This is a genomic window from Tolypothrix sp. FACHB-123 (assembly GCF_014697075.1).
Lineage (GTDB): Bacteria > Cyanobacteriota > Cyanobacteriia > Cyanobacteriales > Nostocaceae > Aulosira.
The window spans coordinates 17,316-36,580 of sequence record NZ_JACJRE010000030.1 but is presented as its reverse complement, the minus strand read 5'-3'; the positions used below and the strand labels follow the sequence as shown (position 1 = coordinate 36,580).

The 19,265-nt window shown below is 39.1% G+C and carries 17 protein-coding genes; 12 read left to right on the top strand and 5 right to left on the bottom strand.

Annotated features, from left to right (window positions below; genetic code table 11):
• The first annotated feature begins 476 nt into the window (after window positions 1-476).
• The 6 genes from H6G41_RS19630 to H6G41_RS19605 all read left to right on the top strand — a co-directional run bounded on the left by H6G41_RS19630 (window position 477) and on the right by H6G41_RS19605 (window position 8,235).
• Entirely contained in the window at window positions 477-680 is a 204-nt protein-coding gene (locus H6G41_RS19630; protein ID WP_190747861.1) for a hypothetical protein, read from the top strand.
• A 461-nt stretch (window positions 681-1,141) separates the two neighbouring features.
• The gene (locus tag H6G41_RS19625; protein WP_190747860.1) at window positions 1,142-1,900 is read left to right on the top strand and encodes a DUF5995 family protein; all 759 of its coding nucleotides are present in this window, start codon (window positions 1,142-1,144) and stop codon (window positions 1,898-1,900) included.
• Between the two features lie 496 nt (window positions 1,901-2,396).
• Complete coding sequence (locus H6G41_RS19620; protein ID WP_190747859.1) at window positions 2,397-3,248, top strand: mechanosensitive ion channel family protein; 852 nt, start codon at window positions 2,397-2,399, stop codon at window positions 3,246-3,248.
• Between the two features lie 217 nt (window positions 3,249-3,465).
• Window positions 3,466-4,416 (top strand): ABC transporter ATP-binding protein, encoded by a 951-nt coding sequence (locus tag H6G41_RS19615; protein ID WP_190747858.1) that lies wholly within the window; start codon window positions 3,466-3,468, stop codon window positions 4,414-4,416.
• Window positions 4,417-4,524: 108 nt separating this feature from the next.
• On the top strand, window positions 4,525-6,417 hold the full coding sequence (locus H6G41_RS19610; protein ID WP_190747857.1) for an ABC transporter permease: 1,893 nt from the start codon (window positions 4,525-4,527) through the stop codon (window positions 6,415-6,417).
• A 111-nt stretch (window positions 6,418-6,528) separates the two neighbouring features.
• Window positions 6,529-8,235, top strand: a complete 1,707-nt coding sequence (locus H6G41_RS19605) for a hypothetical protein (protein ID WP_190747856.1) — start codon at window positions 6,529-6,531, stop codon at window positions 8,233-8,235.
• A 164-nt stretch (window positions 8,236-8,399) separates the two neighbouring features.
• Here H6G41_RS19605 and H6G41_RS19600 read toward each other — a convergent pair whose 3' ends face one another.
• Window positions 8,400-10,052, bottom strand: coding sequence for a mechanosensitive ion channel (locus H6G41_RS19600; protein WP_190747855.1), 1,653 nt, complete (start codon window positions 10,050-10,052; stop codon window positions 8,400-8,402).
• Window positions 10,053-10,064: 12 nt separating this feature from the next.
• The gene (locus H6G41_RS19595; RefSeq protein WP_190747854.1) at window positions 10,065-10,217 is read right to left on the bottom strand and encodes a hypothetical protein; all 153 of its coding nucleotides are present in this window, start codon (window positions 10,215-10,217) and stop codon (window positions 10,065-10,067) included.
• 272 nt (window positions 10,218-10,489) lie between these two features.
• Between H6G41_RS19595 and H6G41_RS19590 the strand changes: the two genes are divergently transcribed.
• Window positions 10,490-10,984, top strand: a complete 495-nt coding sequence (locus tag H6G41_RS19590) for a hypothetical protein (RefSeq protein ID WP_190747853.1) — start codon at window positions 10,490-10,492, stop codon at window positions 10,982-10,984.
• A gap of 235 nt (window positions 10,985-11,219) precedes the next feature.
• Here H6G41_RS19590 and H6G41_RS19585 read toward each other — a convergent pair whose 3' ends face one another.
• Entirely contained in the window at window positions 11,220-11,378 is a 159-nt protein-coding gene (locus H6G41_RS19585) for a YqaE/Pmp3 family membrane protein (protein WP_190747852.1), read from the bottom strand.
• A 225-nt stretch (window positions 11,379-11,603) separates the two neighbouring features.
• Window positions 11,604-11,945, bottom strand: a complete 342-nt coding sequence (locus H6G41_RS19580; protein WP_190747851.1) for a translation initiation factor — start codon at window positions 11,943-11,945, stop codon at window positions 11,604-11,606.
• Between the two features lie 389 nt (window positions 11,946-12,334).
• Between H6G41_RS19580 and trpB the strand changes: the two genes are divergently transcribed.
• From trpB to H6G41_RS19565, 3 genes are all read left to right on the top strand, one after another.
• A complete protein-coding gene (gene trpB / locus H6G41_RS19575) occupies window positions 12,335-13,576 on the top strand; it encodes a tryptophan synthase subunit beta (protein ID WP_190747850.1) in 1,242 nt (413 codons plus the stop codon).
• Between the two features lie 648 nt (window positions 13,577-14,224).
• A complete protein-coding gene (locus H6G41_RS19570; protein WP_190747849.1) occupies window positions 14,225-14,773 on the top strand; it encodes a CAP domain-containing protein in 549 nt (182 codons plus the stop codon).
• Window positions 14,774-14,977: 204 nt separating this feature from the next.
• Complete coding sequence (locus tag H6G41_RS19565) at window positions 14,978-15,607, top strand: ribonuclease H-like domain-containing protein (RefSeq protein ID WP_190747848.1); 630 nt, start codon at window positions 14,978-14,980, stop codon at window positions 15,605-15,607.
• Between the two features lie 69 nt (window positions 15,608-15,676).
• On the opposite strand, the gene H6G41_RS19560 is transcribed toward H6G41_RS19565, so the two are convergent.
• Window positions 15,677-16,132 carry a rhodanese-like domain-containing protein gene (locus H6G41_RS19560; RefSeq protein ID WP_190747847.1) on the bottom strand — a complete coding sequence of 152 codons (456 nt, stop codon included), beginning with the start codon at window positions 16,130-16,132 and terminating at the stop codon, window positions 15,677-15,679.
• 1,080 nt (window positions 16,133-17,212) lie between these two features.
• Here H6G41_RS19560 and H6G41_RS19555 point away from each other — a divergent pair.
• Both H6G41_RS19555 and H6G41_RS19550 read left to right on the top strand, forming a co-directional pair.
• Window positions 17,213-17,926, top strand: a complete 714-nt coding sequence (locus H6G41_RS19555; protein WP_190747846.1) for a response regulator transcription factor — start codon at window positions 17,213-17,215, stop codon at window positions 17,924-17,926.
• A gap of 199 nt (window positions 17,927-18,125) precedes the next feature.
• Entirely contained in the window at window positions 18,126-19,193 is a 1,068-nt protein-coding gene (locus tag H6G41_RS19550; RefSeq protein ID WP_190747845.1) for a DMT family transporter, read from the top strand.
• Window positions 19,194-19,265: the final 72 nt, after the last annotated feature.

Genomic DNA, 19,265 nt, shown 5'->3' with positions numbered 1-19,265 from the left:
AATAACTCATAATAAATTTAAAAAAGAATGTGACAGATGTGTAGCTTGGGTAGAACGCAGTGAAACCCAAAATTTACAATTTTTTGAGGTGTTGGGTTTCGTTGCTCAAAGCAACTACATTTTTAGCGATCGTTCTTCAAATTGGTATGAGAAATATTTTCACAAAAATTTTAGGATAGCTTTTGACTCATCTCTCCAGAAAGATCTCAGCAGATATTGTATATCCTTTTAAAATCAAGTACTATCTGACGAAATATCAATTCACCCAACTGGATAATTCTCTAGGAGGTGATGCGTGGTAGGTTCTGCGTGCTATCTCTGGTAATAGCGAATCTGATAACAGTTATCTATCCCTAGCTTTTAATCGCTGGGGGGAGAATTTTTATCAGACAAAAGCCAACAGTTACACAGTTTAATTTGTTAGATGAAAGTACTTATGTTGTCATACCTACTGTAAGCGAGGAAAAAATATTTATATGTCAGTCTGGCTATGGGTTGCTATTTTCTCTTATCTTTTAGGAGCCATTATCCAATGGTTACAACTCAGCAATAAATTTCGAGAATTTGAAGAATACAGTAACTTTCCTTTTGTTTGGGTAGCAGATTTAATCTCAAAATCTACTTGTTTGCTCAAAGCTTTGTTTTGGCCTTATAACTTAATTATTGATCGCGAAGGATAGATTTTTGTCATTATTGCGTAGATGCGCCAGACATCGCTATCTGAAAATATACAGCAGATTCCTGCACTTAACAGCTATTACAGATTAGACAAATTTACCAATTAAATATGATATATGGGTGGGTACAACAATGTTGTGCCCATTTTCATGGCACTATCAAGCATTTTTGCGCTAATTTCAAATTTTTCTAAAAAATCAATGACTACTGATAAGTAGAGTTGCCAAAATGATATTTTTTGCAACTCAGCATTTACTTCAATACATAGTAGATTACTTAATGCATTTGCTACTGATATTTGGGCATGATGTTATATATACTTAATTAAGAATTGTAAAGTAAAAATGAGAAAATCCGAATAGGGATCGCTTGGGATTGATTGCAATTGTATGGAACGCAATCCTTTATAGTATGGAATGCATTCCAGACTCAATCAAGTTTATCCCTATTACCAGAGAATATTATGTTAGCTAAAAATACTGATGAGGTAATCCAATACTTAGACAATATTATTGCCGAAGCGATCGCAGAACGTAGTCGGAGGGGATTTTTTGCTGCACTGTATCGTCAAGTAACTTTAAAAGTAAAAATAGGTATCAAACATGGCTTTTTTGACGATGCAGCCAGAATGGAAGAATTCACGACGCAATTTGCTAATCGTTATTTTCATGCTTTGGATGATTATCAACAAAATATCAAATCAACCCGCAGCTGGCAGCTAACATTCGACGTATTGCAAAAACCAGAGTTAATAATTCTGCAACACTTACTGCTAGCAATTAACTCTCACATTAATTTAGATCTGGGTATTGTTGCTGCTGAACTATGCCCTGGTGATAAAGTGCATAGTCTACGAGATGATTTTATTAAAATTAACGCGATTCTCAATGATTTGCTTGAACCTACAGAGATGGTTTTAGGACAAATGTCACCGCTAATTGAGATTCTGGATAGATTTGGTGGCAGAAAAGATGAAATTATCTTTAATTTTAGTATTCGTAAAGCCAGGCAATCAGCTTGGAATCATGCAAAAATCTTAGCTTATCAAATTCCTGATGTTCAACAGGATATTATCACAATTATTGATAGCAAAGTTGCATTTCTTGGGCGAGCGATCGCTAATCCTAACCGTACCTTCGATCGGGTTGTTGAATTGATCAAAAAATCTGAAAATGATGATGTTGTGTCTATTATCAATGCTCTCAATACTATTGTTAAATGAAAACATGAATGAAATAATTTTTATTGGGTGCATTTTATTTGATTAAACCTATAATTATTCACTTATCTTGGCTCTAGTTGAGTAGATTAATTATAGGAATTTATTACTTATTTTTAACTGAATAGAGCACAAAAGCAAGTACTTCATTGTTCGCAGTCATAAAATTGCGATCGCTATTACCACACATGATGTCTGCGTGTATAAAAATATATTCAAACAGGACAAATATTTCTGCCAAAAGCTTTGATTAGTATGTAGCCAAATATTAACACACTAGATGGTTAATAAATAGCTTCTCTTAGGGAAAGCATAGTATAGTAGAGGGTTTGCAATGTTGGCAGCCACTATCTTAGTAGAGTAAGACTAAGAGCGATCGCCTAATTTGCAGTTTCTTCACAGAAGAGACTAAAAAGTTAAAAAAAAAGTATTTCTGAGCATTGTTGTGTCAATTAATTGTATGTTTATTGTGTTTAACAATGAATAAACAAAAAATTCTATGAAGCTTAATGAAATTGGCCAATTTGCTGTTCAACTCTTAACAGAGTTTGGGCTGAAGCTGGTAGGCGCTATCCTTTTGTGGATTATTGCCCAACGATTGATTGACTTTGCCATAAAGTTAATCAGACGCGCTTTCCGCAGTCAAAACGTTGAGCCAACACTCATTAACTACCTTCTCAATATCATTTCTGTCACATTGAGAATCGTTCTCATTGTGGCAATTCTCGGTTTCTTTGGCGTTGAAACCACATCCTTTGCAGCGTTATTAGCAGCCGCTGGTGTCGCCATTGGTGCAGCTTGGGGTGGACTGTTGGCGAACTTTGCCGCAGGTGCGTTTTTAATAGTTTTTCGTCCATTTAAGGTTGGTGACTTTATCAGCGCCGCAGGTGTCACGGGAACTGTCACAGAAATTGGACTATTTACCAGTAGTATCAACACACTAGATAACATCTTAACGATTGTTGCCAATAACAAAATCTTCTCCGACAATATTCAGAATTATTCTGCTAATCCTTACCGTCGGGTTGACCTACTAGCGCAACTACATCACGATGTAAATCATAACGATGCGATCGCGCGTTTGAAAGCCAAAATTAGCACTATTCCTAATGTTCTCAGAGATCCTGCACCAGATGTAGAAATTATTACCTTCAATTTGGCAGGCCCGGTATTAGCAGTACGTCCTTATTGCAATAACGATCACTACTGGCAAGTGTACTTTGACACCAATAAAGCTATAAAAGAAACCTTTGGCGAAGCTGGTTATCCAGTTCCCGAACAACGCTATTCAGTTAGTAGTTTATCTTCCAATGGTATTGAGCCGATAATTCCCGCATCGAATATTGGTTAAGACGACAAATTTACATCGTCCAAGTAATACAAATAAACAAATAGGTAAGGTAAATGCCTTATCTATTTTTTTATCTAAATTTACACTTAATACTAAGTATTAATACACAATTAAATAAAGTTTGTATAAACCTCGTTTCCATTTCTGAAACGAACCTGACAAAAGCTGTAGAGACAGGTTAGGTTAACTGTAAATCACAAGCCGCACCTAAGCAGCTATGGTAAAAGAATTAGCAATTCGCACCTCTGGACTGACTAAGCAATTCGATCGGCATATAGCCGTTAACGATGTGCATTTGGAGATCCAAACAGGTGAAGTATATGGACTGATTGGCCCAAATGGCGCAGGTAAAACCACTCTCATCCGCATGTTAGCATCCGCTGAGGAGCCGACTACGGGTGAGATTTATATTAATGGCGATCGCTTATTACGTGACAAAAGCAATCCTACTCTCAAGCGTCGTCTGGGTTACTTACCTGATGACTATCCACTGTATGAGGATTTGACAGTCTGGGATTATTTGGATTACTTTGCGCGGCTGTATCGTCTACGGGAACCCCGGCGCACTCAACGGCTCCATGAAGTATTGGAATTAATCCAACTGGTTAATAAGCGCAATAGCTTAATTTCTACATTGTCACGGGGGATGAAACAGCGCTTAAGTTTAGCGCGCACGATTATTCATGAACCAATTTTACTACTGTTAGATGAACCGGTTTCCGGTCTTGATCCCATAGCGAGAATGCAGTTTCGGGAAATCATCAAGGCTTTGCAAGAAGCGGGGATGACAATTTTGATTTCCTCCCATGTACTGAGTGACTTAGCAGAACTTTGTACTTCTGTGGGAATTATGGAACTAGGCTTTTTAGTAGAAAGTGCTTCACTCCAGCAACTTTACCAGCGACTATCCCGACAACAAATAGTGTTATCCACCTTGGGGAAACTAGAACCACTGTTGAGCGAATTGAAAAATAATCCTTTAGTGGAAGAGTGGGAAATATTACCTGGAAGGAATAGCGCCAGAGTGAACTTTTCAGGGTTACAGGAAGATTGCGCTGATTTATTGCGATCGCTTATTCAAGCAGGAATTCCCATCAGCAATTTTCACTGCACTCAAGAAGATTTAGAAACTATCTTCTTGAAATTAGGACACAAACAAGCTTCTTAAGCTGAAGAATTAGCAATTTTTTGGTTACTTAATTCGTAGTGTTAAATACTCGTTATTCTGTGATTCTTAATTACGAATTATTACTTTGTTTTTTGGAGAATTTTTCCCATGACATTCAATCTCATAGACAAACTCGGTGAGTGGAATCCCCAATTATTTAGAGAACTAAAAGGTCGCCTAAAAGTCTTCAACATATTAATTGCTTTGGCAATATCCCTACTGACTCAACTTGGAGTTTATGTATATCAATTTAGCGATTTCCCTACTAAAACATATCCTATGTCAGGGACATACTGCAAGCTGAGCCAAGGTTATCAATTACAGTTTAATGCTGTCAATCAAACTATCGATCAAATTCAACAAAAAATCAATTTATATAGCGGTAGAAAAAACTACGATCTAGCCAAAATTCAGCAACTCAAAGAACAATTACAATCGCTCAAATCTCAACATTCTCAGCTTGATAAACTTTTATATCAGAGCTACTGTCCACCAGAAAAGTTAAATATGCAACTTTGGTGGCAAGAGCATTGGCAACATATATATGTGACTTTGAGCGTGATGTTTGTCTTCACACTTTTAGTTGCTGGTACTTATTTGCTGATTGCTAACTTAGCTCAAGAAGATCGGCGTGGGACATTGAACTTTATCCGCCTCAGTCCCCAGCCAGAAAAAACTATTTTGACAGGTAAAATGCTGGGTGTGCCAGTGCTAATTTACCTGATAATTTTAGCTGCCATACCTTTAAATTTATGGGCAGGAATTTCTGCAAATATTCCTGTCGTCTCAATTCTCAGCTTCTATTTAGTTCTTATTGCTAGCTGTATTTTCTTCTACAGTAATGCACTTTTATTTGGTTTAATTAGTCGGTTTTTTAGCGGCTTTCAACCTTGGCTAGGCAGTGGTTTAGTTCTTCTCTTCCTATTTATATGTCTCCAGAGTTGGAATTATAGTAGTGGAGAATGGCATAATACAGCCACTTGGTTAAGGCTTTTAAGCCCCTTTGATATGATTGGCTATGGCTTGCCAAAAAAAGATGAATCATCTTTACGGGAATTGCAGTTTTTTTACATTCCAGTAGGTAAAAATCTCGTTGGTTTAGTTGGCATATATTTGTTTAATTATGGTGTCGGCATCTATTGGGCTTGGCAAGGCATGAAACGCCGCTTCCGTAATCCTGAAGGAGCGATGATTAACAAAGTCCAAAGTTATTTTTTAGTAGCCAGCTATCAAGTAATTTTTTGGGGTTTTACTTTACAATACCATAAAAATTATCTCCCCAACTATAGCAATATTGCTACCTATTATGATGTGAATCACCAAATAGGGAGTAATTTCCTTTTCATAGCGTTCTTTAACATAGTGCTATTATTTGCATTGCTGGCAATTCTTTCACCACACCGCCAAACTATCCAAGATTGGGCAAGATATCGCCACCAAAATACTCCTAATATGCGAGATATTAGCGATGAATTTTTGTTAAAAGATTGGGTTGTAGATGAAAAAAGTCCGTCCCTTTTAGCGATGTTAATTAATTTAGCGATCGCTACCACCCCCCTAATAGTTTGGATTGTCATTGCACCTATGTTGAATATTCACCATAATAACGCCGTAGATTGGGTTAATTCTCTGGGAAGATTCAAGTCAATTTTAGGTGTGGTTTTATGTATTAGCCTAATGATGATTTATACCACATTAGCTCAATTACTACTGTTAATGAAAACTCCCAGACGTAGTTTATGGGCAGCAGGCGTTGTAGGTGCAACAATTATATTACCACCAATGTTTTTAGGACTTTCAGGTATTACACTCACTAACAATCCTGAAGCTTGGCTATTTTTTAACTTTCCTTGGAGTTTAGAAAATTCAGCCATGATGGGAATTTTTACCTCCCTCATAGCTAACTTAAGCGTCATCATGTTGTTAAACATTCAGTTAACAAAGCAAATTAATTTAGCAGGAGAGTCAGCAACAAAAGCGTTGTTAGCAGGACGTAAATAACAGGGATTGTTGACAGTTGACAGTTGACGGTTGACTGTGGTTACTGAGCGGAGTCAAATTATTCACTGTTAACTGTTTCCCAATGACTAATAATCAAAGAGAACCTTTACTATGAATCTCAACTGGATTAATCAAGTAGGAGACTGGAATCCGCAACTTTTGCGTGAACTGAAAGGAAGACTAAAGCCACGCAACTTAATACTGTCTGCTGCTATCTCTTTGCTGGGTCAGTTTCTCCTATTTATGTATTTTCAAACCCAGCTACCAAATAAGCTGGAGTTAGTATACAGTCCTTCCCATAAATATTGCACAGGCACGCCGGAGTCTTTTCATCAACGTAAATGCCTTGTTGATGAATTTGGCGATATAATTATCAACTGGCAATTATGGTATTTGGATGTATTTACCTGGCTCAGCATTATTGGCTGTTTTACACTTTTAACTGCTGGAGCTTACCTAATAATTAATGATTTAGCATCTGAAGAAAAGCGCGAGACACTCAATTTTATTCGCCTAAGTCCACAATCACCCCAAAGTATTTTATCGGGGAAAATGTTGGGCGTGCCAATTTTACTATTTATTGGCTTACTGTTAGCTATTCCTTTGCATTTATTGTCAGCTTTAGCGGGGAAAATTCCCTTAGCTGAGACTTTCAGCTTTTATATAGTAGTAGTTGCTGCCTGCATTTTATTCTATAGTGCTGCACTGCTATTTGGCTTAGTTGGTTCTTGGCTAGGAGGATTTCAATCTTGGTTAGGTGCGGGTGTAGTTCTTTGTTTTCTCATTGTGACTATGCGTATAGCCGCTGTAGAACTCTCAGATGATTATCCCTTAGTTTTTGCTAGATTGATTAATCCGACTTACTTAATTCCAGATACCGCTATTAGTTCTACATTTTCATCTGTTAGTGCCAGATTAATTAATTTTCAATGGTTTTCTTTGTCTGTAGGCGATAGTTTATATACCACACTTGGCTTTACTCTGATAATTTACGGTTTAGGAACATATTGTATTTGGCAATCCTTAAACCGTTGCTTCCGCGATCCAAATACTACTATGTTGAGCAAGCGTCAAAGTTATTTATTAACAGCTTGCTATGCATTGATTACTTTAGGATTAGCTAATTGGTCAAGATTAGTTTTAGAATCAGATCCCGGCCATTACAAGCTTGCTGAAAATCTAGTGTGTTTGTTGTTTTTGGATTTTTGGCTATTTCTCTATTTAATTGCTGCTCTCAATCCTCATCGTCAAACTCTGCAAGATTGGGCACGTTATCGCCGAACTGCGCGTGCTAAAGGATTAGTAGATAGCCGACTAGTGCAAGATTTAATTTGGGGCGAAAAAAGTCCTGGATTGATCGCGATCGCAATCAACGCCATAATTGCTAGCGTTGCCATTAGCGGGTTAGTCTTACTTTCTCAATATTCAGCCAGTCACAAACTCAATGCGCTTTTTGCCCTCGTACTATCTGTGAGTTTAGCTATGGTTTATGCAGCCTTAGCCCAACTACTTTTATTCACCAAAAATCACAATCGTGTATTTTGGTCGGCGGCTACTGTTGGCACAGCGATTATATTACCAGTGATTATTGTAGCTATATTTACCTCTTCCTATAGAGACAACAATTTTCTCTGGTTATACTCAATAATCGGGCCAATTTTTGCGATTTCTCCCGATGGCAAATATCTATCACCTATCACAGCCTTGCTGCCAATTCTTAGCTACTGGACTATGATGAGCTTATTAGTATTCCAGTTGCGGCGGAATTTAGTCAAAGCTGGGGAATCTGCTACAAAAGCAATGCTTGCAGGTAAATAATTCAGTTTTCAATAAGTGTTTGATAAGGTTGTTTCCAGTCTGGTCAATTTGTCCAGACTTTTTCTTTTGCTATTACCAAATGAGGCACAAAGATAAGCAGGGACGCAGGGAAGGACAAATTACCAATGCCCTATGCCCTATGCCCCATGCCCTAACTTGACTTTTTACCCTTTACTTTTAAAAGAGTCTAGCCATTCTCTAACTTGTTCGCGGGCAATATCGCGTCCACCAAGTCCAAAAGCTAGGGCAATAGCAACAGCGATCGCACCTAGCAACAGACCAAATGCTAAATTCACAATATCGCTAGCTATGCCAATTTGTCGCAGTGCCATTGCGGATACTAAGGTAATTATGGCAATACGCGCTACTTGTCCTAAAATTCTGGCTTGGGAACTCTCCGAACTAGCAATAATGCTAAAAGCTAGGTTGGCTAAGAATAATCCAATCCCAAATACCACTAATCCTGAGAGAATCCGCCCGAATATAATCAAAATTCCCGATACTAAGGCTGTCAAGGCGGCAATATTCAAGATATTGACTGCTGCTACCGTCGCAAACAGCATAATCCCGACTAAGACAATAATCCCCACAATTTCTGATGGGGTACGGGTTGGTGTAGATACAGGTGCGCCAGCTTCAGTATAGACGGCTGTTGGTCTTGGAGATGGCAAACCGAGTACCGCAAATATGTTGTTGAATCCTAGGCTAGTCAGGATACTAGTAACTAAATCGGCCACAAACCGCCCCAGAAAATAGCCCAAAATCAAAATTGCGATCGCGGAAAAAATAGCAGGTAAAGCATTGAGGATCTGTTGTAACATAGCGATCGCAGGAACTGATATCGCCTCAATTTTCAAAGCATTGAGAGCTGCGATCGCTACCGGAATCAAAATCAAAATATAGACAATTGTGCCAAAAATATTCGACAGGGATTGAACCCCCACATTTGGCGATATGCCAAACCGACTACCTAAATGGTCGATTCCTGTGGCGCTTAACAAGTTGCTAATTACTCTGCGGATAATATTCGCCAAAAACCAGCCAACAGCAGCAATCAGTGTCGCCGCTAAAATATTCGGCAGAATTGACAAAATCTCTGTAATCAGCACTTTTACTGGTTGTAATGCCTCCCTCAGTCCTAAAGTATCGAGAACGGGGACAAGAAATAGTAAAAAGATGAACCAGTAAAGAGCATTAGCAATGGTTTCACTAGCAGACAACTGCGCAAAGCCAGATGCACCATCCTCTGTTTCTTCGTTCAAGCGCTCATCCAACCTTAGTACCCGGAGTCCGCGCATTGTCAACATCTTGACAAGGGTAGCTACTACCCAGGCGATACCCAAAAGAATTGCTGTACCTACCAATTTTGGTAAATAGCCCAAAAGTTGATCGAGAGAATTATTCAGTGGTCGAGAAGCTACTTCCAGTCCGAGAACTTGTAAGACAGCTACCACCGTCAACAGGATGACACTCCAAAAAACTAAGCCAGAGATGAATCGCTCTACTTGGGGCACATCATCTCGACCCGTTACTCCTGAGGCGATGCGGTTATCTATGTTCGTGCGATTGAGGACTTTTCGCGTCGCCGCTGCAACTAGCGCCGCCAGTAACCAACCAATTAACAAAATTACTACAGCCGCCAGCACTTTGGGCATAAACTGAATTATCGGGTTGACAAGACCTTGCAAATCCGTAATCCCCTGGCTGACAGCGGGTTGTTCCGGTGGTAAAGTTGGTGATTGTGCTAAAAATTGCTGCACCCTCATCGACAAACCAATTTCTATTACCTGGGTTATTCCAAGCCAAGTTGCGTTCATGGTTTTTCGGAATTAAAAGTTAATTGTTAAGCCAGAATATTGGAAGTACTTCTGGCGTGGATTGTGCTGCACAATCCGGCATCCCCGTAAGTTTACGGGCATTTTGCCTAACAATTTACCAGTAAAAACATCTTTGATATTTGTATCCAGACTAATTTTTAACATTCAGGATGAAATAATCTTCAAGACACAGCATTGCTGTGTTCCTACTCGCGTGCTGCATGTTGCTTTGTTGGGTTTTTAAGCAAATAAGAGAAAACAAAGATTTATATAAGTAGTCATAGCAAAAATAAATACTTAGATTTATATCTGCAAAAATTGTCGTCTAATGCTCAAATTCTCCTGAAAGCTAAGTTTTACTATTCAATAGACAATTATTAAGAAGTGTAAATACGTAGTATGCTGAACTTTGGCCTTTAAAAATCAAGTCCAAAGTCATGAGAAAAAACTTCATAAGATTAATACTTAGCGGAGTGGTTGTCAGCCTAGGACTGTCGCCATTATTGTCAGTACAAGCACAACAACAGGTTGCCAATGCTCAAGTTGCAGCAATGGTAGAGGCGCTGCGACAAGCTGCACCACAAACTGGCTCCCAAAACGACGGACTTTACAGTCAATGGCAAGTTAAACCAGAAACTCTCAAAGGTTGGGCAAGAACTTGCTTGAAAAAAGAGATTACACCAACACAGTTTGAAAATAGCCCAGAAACAGCTCGCCAAGTTGTCTCATGCATCGCACGCCGCGAGTTAAACCAGCAATTGCGCGCCCGTAACAATAATGAAACAGCAGCAGTAACTGACGTAGCTTGTTGGTGGATGACTGGTCAATACACAGGCTGTAATAGTGGCTTTACTGCTACCTATGTGCAAAAAGTTGCCAAATTTTATCAGCAGGAACGGGCGAAAACAACCACAAATCAAACAACCCGCTAGTAAATTTTGATTGTCAAGATGTAGAGTAGGTAATACCTATTTCCAAAGAAATATTGCCAGAATTTTAGAAAAATTAAATCATTTAGGCGTTGCTAATCGATCGGATGAATTGTGTTTACTTCGATCGCACAGCAACGCCATTATTTTGTGATGATTCTTATTTTATTTAACTCATGTGCGATCGCTCTGAATTGTAGAATTAGCGATCGCACTCCTAATCCTGGTTGATGAAGAACTATTTCCTAGCAATTACCCATACAGCGTGAATAATTCCTGGCAGATAGCCGAAAAATGTCAAGATGATATTTATCCAGAAATCTTTACCAATCCCTACTTGCAAGAATACCCCTAAAGGTGGTAGAAAAATTGCTGCTAGAATCCTAACTAAATCCATATAAACCTCCTGCTATTTTAATAGTAAGCCAACTTGTATTTAACCTTTCAAAGATAACATCAGCCGATTGGCTCAGTCTTCCTCTCAAGTAATTAGGCTAGATTCAAGCTAACTATGTAATGTTTTGTAGAACTGAGATGGTAAAGTTTTTTCTCATTTCCCTTCTGCTTCATTATTTATAGTTAGTTTCAAGCGCTGACTACTTCTTTCCAGAAAATTTCCTGCCTAACCACCGCTGATTTTGGCTTTATAACCTAGCTTAGTTAAAATCTCCACTATTTTCTGTTTATGATCGCCTTGAATTTCAATTTCATTATCCTTAACAGTGCCACCAGTACCGCACTGAGTTTTTAATTGTTTGACCAAATCATTCAGGGTTTCTGGTTTAGACTGAAAACCACTAATTACTGTGACGGTTTTACCTTTACGTCCTTTGCGGGTAGCTTGGACTTTCAGGTTTTGCTGTTGCGGAGGAAGTTCAGCAATAGGTCTTTCTAACGCAGGTGAGTTATCAGCACCAAATTCGCGATAGACGAAGCTTTTATCAGAAGATTTGGAAGAAGACATAACTAGAAATAAATGTTAATCAAAATTTAATCAGGCAGGAGACAGATGGCAGTATAAATCCCCATAAATGGGTAATCATTTGACTAAGACATCGGATTTTTTGCCTCTACGCAATGAAATAAATTTTTTACTTTTGTTCATAAATAAATTTAGCTGCTCTTGAACCTGTTTGTCATAGGAAAGAATATATTCTTAAACCTTCTACCTCTGGTCACCAAGGCAAGGAAGTGTGCCCTCTGTCTTTCTTAGCTCAACTACATTCAAAATACACGAAAACCCTCCGTCGTAAAGCTTGGAGTAGTTAGATTGGCAGCAAGCGATCGCACTTTTTATCCTATACAGCCCAGACTTTTCTATAATAAAGTTCGTCCCATCGTAGAGATCAGTCCGTGACTACCACACCCATATCTCCAAGTTCCCCATCTACTGCTTCTGTTCCCGATACACAAGGACGCTTTGGACGCTTTGGCGGTAAGTACGTCCCGGAAACACTGATGCCTGCGCTGGCGGAATTAGAAGCAGCTTATCAACAATATCGTAACGATCCTGAGTTTCTCAACGAACTACAACAACTCTTGCGAGACTATGTAGGGCGTGCTACACCTTTGTATTTTGCCGAACGTCTAACTGCTCATTATGCTCGCCCAGATGGTACAGGGGCGCAAATTTATTTAAAGCGGGAAGACTTAAACCACACTGGCGCTCACAAAATTAACAATGCCCTAGGTCAAGTACTCCTAGCAAAGCGCATGGGCAAAAAACGGATTATTGCCGAAACTGGTGCTGGGCAACATGGAGTAGCTACAGCAACAGTTTGCGCTCGTTTTGGGCTGGAATGCATTATTTATATGGGCGTTCACGATATGGAACGCCAAGCATTAAATGTATTTCGCATGAAATTAATGGGTGCAGAAGTCCGTCCGGTAGCTGCGGGAACAGGAACCCTCAAGGATGCAACTTCTGAAGCGATTCGCGATTGGGTAACAAATGTAGAAACAACTCACTACATCCTGGGTTCAGTAGCCGGCCCCCATCCCTACCCCATGATGGTACGTGATTTCCATGCTGTGATTGGGCAAGAAACTCGCGCTCAAGCTCAAGAGAAGTGGGGCGGGTTGCCAGATATTCTCATGGCTTGTGTTGGTGGTGGTTCTAATGCAATGGGGCTATTCTATGAGTTTGTCAATGAGCCTGCTGTGCGGTTAATTGGTATTGAAGCAGCTGGAGAAGGCGTAAATACTAACAAACATGCTGCTACCTTGACAAAAGGACAGGTTGGTGTATTGCACGGAGCCATGAGCTATTTGCTGCAAGATCGGGATGGACAGGTAATTGAAGCCCACTCAATTAGTGCTGGGTTAGATTATCCTGGTGTCGGCCCGGAACACAGCTATTTGAAAGATACCCAGCGCGCTGAATATTACAGTGTGACAGATGCTGAGGCTTTAGCAGCATTCCAAAGACTATCGCGCCTAGAAGGAATTATCCCAGCTTTGGAAACTTCCCATGCGATCGCCTACCTGGAAACGCTCTGTCCGCAACTGACTGGTAGTCCGCGAATTGTCATTAACTGCTCCGGACGTGGTGATAAGGATGTACAAACTGTAGCTAAGTTCTTAAATCCTGCATAGTTTAATTTGGGCATTGGGCGCTAGGGACTAGGACACAAAGGAAGCAGAGGAGAAATCATAAATGCCCAATGCCCAATGCCCCAATGTTTTCTCTGATACCTTGTTGCGCTTTTAACTCTTGATAAATATCAATAACTACTAATATCAATTTGAAAAAAGAATGAGACAGATGCTAGGGGCAAGGCAATGCCTTGTCCTCTAGAGTATATTCATGTGTCGCAAACATTATTTGAATTAGTATAAATTTTTAAAATTTTAAAAAAATATAAAATTAACCTTTTTGCTCAAAATTGCTACTACATTATCTGTCCAGCAAATAATCTGATATGACACGAATGGGTATCACATTGCGAACAGATACATTGAATTAATTAATGAAAAATGTAGTTACTGAGACATTTGTCTAGAGGATACTACATTATCTTTTTTAAAGATTCACATCATTTTTATATATTCGAGGAAGCAAACATATTGTAATCACGATTAGCGCTTTCTAATTGTTTAATTTTGGAGGTGATATCTTTTAGTTACTGTAAAGTAATTGCAAACTTTTTAAAGTTCATCAATCCTTCATATTATCCTAGTATTTATGCTAGGAATAATACGTTAGAGTAGAGGTCTTATCACTCTAGGCATTCAGTAATTTTCATGTTTCGACAAACTGCTTTTGGCATAGCTTTAAGTACGCTTGTCCTTGCTAGTGGATTAACAACTGCTCCTATTCCAGGTCACAGTTCCACAAACAAACCTACTAATAATAAACCTTTATCGATTTCCGCAACTCAAGGTGTAGCATCAACTACGGCTTTTAACACAACATCTCTAGAAAAATCAGTGTTTGATAAAGTTAATCGATATCGTGTTTCTGTTGGTTTGCCAAAGTTGAGCCTCAATGCAAGTATCACTCGACAGGCTAGAATTCATAGTCAAAATATGGCTAGCGGGAAAGTTCCATTTAGCCATCAGGGATTTAAAGAGCGAGTAACTGTTCTCCCCATTATCTACAGTAGTGCAGGAGAAAATGTGGCTTTTAACCAAGGATATAGCGATCCTGCATCACAAGCTATTACTGGTTGGCTAAACAGTCCTGGTCATCTCAAAAACATCCAGGGTAAGTATAATCTCACAGGAATAGGTGTGGCTGCCAATCAACAAGGTGAAGTCTATCTCACGCAGATTTTCTTGCGGACAAACTAGTAGTTAAACGCAAAAATTAGCAGAAGTTCGTACTCAGGGCTTTAGTACTGCGAAATTCAGAACTAAAGTCATGACTACGGATTGATGCACCGATCGCAACTAATGACATAAACCACTAGAATTTCTGATTTTTTTGCACAATAATAATGTAGTGTCTAGTAAAATCCGCTTCTATGCGACACTGCATTTATTCTTAAGTGATTCATGACATTACAAGATTTTCAGGTAAGCGATCGCGACCTTAGTGACGCTGCACTCTCCCAGTATTTAAAATCAGAGGCGATCGCTGTTGATACAGAAACAATGGGGTTGCTACCACAGCGCGATCGCCTTTGTCTCGTTCAACTGTGCAATCTAGAAGGTCAAGTAACTGCAATTCGTATCGCTAAAGGTCAAACCGCAGCACCAAACTTACAAAAACTGTTGGAAGCAGTCAATGTCCTAAAAGTATTTCACTTTGCACGCTTTGACGTTGCTACCTTGCGTTACAACCTAGGAATTACCGTCCAGCCTGTATTTTGTACCAAAATAGCTAGTAAATTAGCTCGAACTTACACCAATCGTCATGGTTTGAAGGATGTCGTCCAAGAGTTAGAAAAAGTCGAGTTGGATAAAAGCGCTCAAAGTTCTGATTGGGGAAACGCTGATAATTTATCCACGGAACAACTAAGTTATGCCGCTAATGATGTTCGCTATTTACTCAGCGTACAGCAAAAACTGATTGCCATGCTCAAAAGAGAAGAGCGTTGGCAGATTGCGCAAGAATGTTTTCAAGCTCTGCCAACAATCGTATCCTTAGACTTATTGCAGTTTAAAGATATATTTGAACATTAACAACAGCTAAAACCAGTCATTAGTCATTTGTTCCACCAATGACTAATGACTAATGACTAAATATTTTAGCTAGACATCTTTTTTCTGAGTTTCTGCGTGTTCTTGCATCCGAGATACAACATTATAGTCTCCAGCGCCAGGAGGAGTTAGGGCTTCAATAGAACCTTCTGTTGGGCCGCCAATAGCTTTCCAAGCTGCTAGACCGCCTTTAAGTAGAGATACATGCTCAAATCCAGCAGAACGAAGTGATTGTACAGCTTGAGAGCTTTCTTCGTCGCTAGCACCGTAAATATAAATATCCCGGCTTTTATCTATAGATGATGTTGCACGGCTTACCACTTCATCACTAGGCATTGGCATTGCTCCCAGAATGTGACCTTCATTAAAGGTCTGGCGATCGCGCACATCCAGTATTGTAAACGCTGGTTCACCCCATTCTAAACGAGCTTTGAGTACATGAACATCAGATTGTGGTTCAATGGGTGGCTGTTGGGGAATGATATTATCTACTAAATTGTTAGCCATAAATATCTCTTGCTGATTACATGATCAGCAATTTATCGAATAACAGAGTTTTATTTGCTCTTTCTTTAGTATGAATATGAGCAAAGTCTCTCTTTAGATAGACTTATGTTAAGTCGATCTGCTCAAATTAGGTTGTTTATTACATAAAATATCACTATTAAATCACGGGTTAAATTATAATTAATCGTTTATTATTCGTTAATATAAATTTCTTGAGGCTATTTTAGCTAAGTTTGATATTGTTCTTAAATAGAAAAATTAATACTAAATATTCTCAATAATCAAGAATTTTACAACTTTTGCTAGTAAATTTTGAACGATGAATTTTTTATCGATTTGTAGAGATAATATATCGTAACAAATTGCTAGGTTGAAACTGTCATAAACAAGCAGCATCTCGTCAACTTGGGTATCTAGTTACAACAGTTAAAACAAGTAGAGTAACTCAGAAAATCAGCTTGTTATCAGATTTTTACATAATTCTTAAAATATATCCATGTAGGGCTATGTTGACAAAATTCTCTAATTTAATGCATAAAATAGAAATATTTGCCAAAACAGAGGAGGAATTATATATACTAATTTTTAAGAAATAGACTGATGTGAGAAGGCTGATTATGAACTTTTATTACTTTAGAATCATACAATAAAACTAATACTTATTATTCAACGTAATTTCAAGTTATGGCTAATCCTAAATCACTAGATAATTCGCAACATATATTGTATTAAAGCCTTTAAAAAGACCTGTCTGACCAGGTATAATTGTGTTAGAAATGTAAAAGTGTTAAATCACTAGAGCAATAATCAGTCGTCAAGAAGTATAAGAGTCAAGGCTAAGATAAACTTCATTAGCCAGAAAAAGTAGTCAACTCAGACAGTGACTATTCCTGGTGAGTAGCAGCAAATTGATAATAATAATTGAGTTTTATATATTCAGTAATTGAGGTCTATGAGTAAAGTTAAAAATCTTCTCTTGAAAGAAAAAGTATGAAAGTATATATAGAAGCTGTCAACATAGCTTCTTGTAGAGTAGCGATCGCATGGCGAATCAGCATATAAACAATGGGCTAGAAACTTATGGTGATGCTTCCTGCTACTAATCCCAAGATTCTTGTTGTCGATGACGACTATGGTGTCCGTAATCTTATATATCGGTTTTTAAGTCGCAAGTATCAAATAGAGTCTGCGGCCGATGGAAAGACAGCGTTAAGTCTATTTGAGCAACTGAACCCAGACTTAGTGATTTTAGATTGGAATTTGCCAGATACGACTGGCTATCATCTCTGCCAAGAAATGCAGCGTCGCACCAATGTTTTAGTCATGATACTAAGCAGTCGGACTGACGAAGCCGATAAAATCAAGATTATCTCTGCTGGTGCTGATGACTTTATGACTAAACCCTTTAGCCTAGCGGAAGTAGAAGTTCGCATTCAAGCTTTGTTGCGGCGCGTCCGCACAGTCAACTCCTCACCAGCACAACGCCTTGTCTTCCACCAGCTAGCAATTAACCCAGATGGACGAGAAGTAACACTTAACGATAAACCACTGCCATTAACTGCTTTAGAATTTAATATTCTCCATTTTTTAGCCAGCCATCCGGGTCAAGCTTGGAGTCGCACTCAGCTCATTCAAAAAATTTGGGGTTGTGACTATGTAGGAGATGGACGAGTTGTTGATGTGCATATCGGTCAGCTACGCAAAAAGTTGGAAGTAGATACCACTGTGCCAGAGTATATTAAAACTGTTCGCGGTTACGGTTACAAATTTGAACCACCAGAGACCGCAGAGTAACTACCACAAGGAGCAGAGGGGACAAGTGAAACAAGGAAGTACAACAGAGCAATCACAGATGACCAATGATAAATGACTAATTAAAAAATAGATTGTATAGTTAATAACTTAAGTATTTTTTCCTTCACAAAAAGACATATTTAGGTAAAATTAGGTAAAGCAATTTTTGCACCTAATCACCTAAGGTATCAGCAAACCCATGCAGCTGAAAATCAGTGCATCACGTCTCCCCATCGCTTCCCTACTCCTCATCGCCCCGTTTTTCTTGTGGGGTACAGCAATGGTAGCAATGAAAGGAGTGATACCCCACACAACGCCACTATTTATGGCAGGAGTGCGTTTGCTACCAGCCGGGGTGTTAATTCTAATCGCAGCTGCATTAATGGGTAAACCCCAACCTAAGGGGTGGGATGCATGGCTGTGGATTGCCTTATTTGCCTTAGTGGATGGAACGCTGTTTCAAGGCTTTTTAGCAGAAGGATTAGTCAGAACTAGCGCCGGGTTGGGATCTGTGATGATTGATTCTCAACCTTTGGCTGTAGCTTTGATGTCATTGTGGCTATTTCAAGAACGAATTGGTTTTTGGGGATGGCTGGGACTAGGACTAGGGGTTGCTGGTATCAGTTTAATTGGCTTACCCGATGAGTGGATTTTTCACGTTCTCGGTTCTGGTGTAGATATTACCATCGGTAACTGGCAGGAGTTATTTGCTAGTGGCGAGTGGTTAATGCTATTAGCAGCACTGTCAATGGCTGTAGGAACAGTGTTGATTAGGTTTGTTTGTCGCTACGCCGATCCGGTCGTAGCTACAGGATGGCACATGATTATTGGCGGCTTGCCATTATGGGGGATATCATCTGTTTTAGAGTCCCAGCAATTGGAGAATATTGTCCCATCTGATTGGCTGGCATTGGGTTATGCCACAATCTTTGGTAGTGCGATCGCTTATGGTTTATTTTTCTACTTTGCTTCTAGCGGTAATCTCACTAGTCTCAGTTCCCTGACATTTCTCACACCAGTTTTTGCCCTACTATTTGGTAATCTTTTCCTTGCAGAAGTTCTTAGTCCCTTGCAATGGATTGGAGTATCTCTGACTTTAATTAGTATTTATCTCATCAATCAGCGCGATAAATTAGCAGCAAACAAAACGTTGACTGTGGGTGAAAAAAATACGAATCAGCCACCTATTTTAGAAGCCTCTACTCCAAAGAAGATAAATCCTGTCAGTTTAACTATAAGGGAATCGGAACCAGAAGTTCTGCCTTAACCAGAATCCAAATTGAGAAAAACTTGGTGGTGTTAATTTACGGATGTAGCTTGACATCCTCCCATCGCTAAC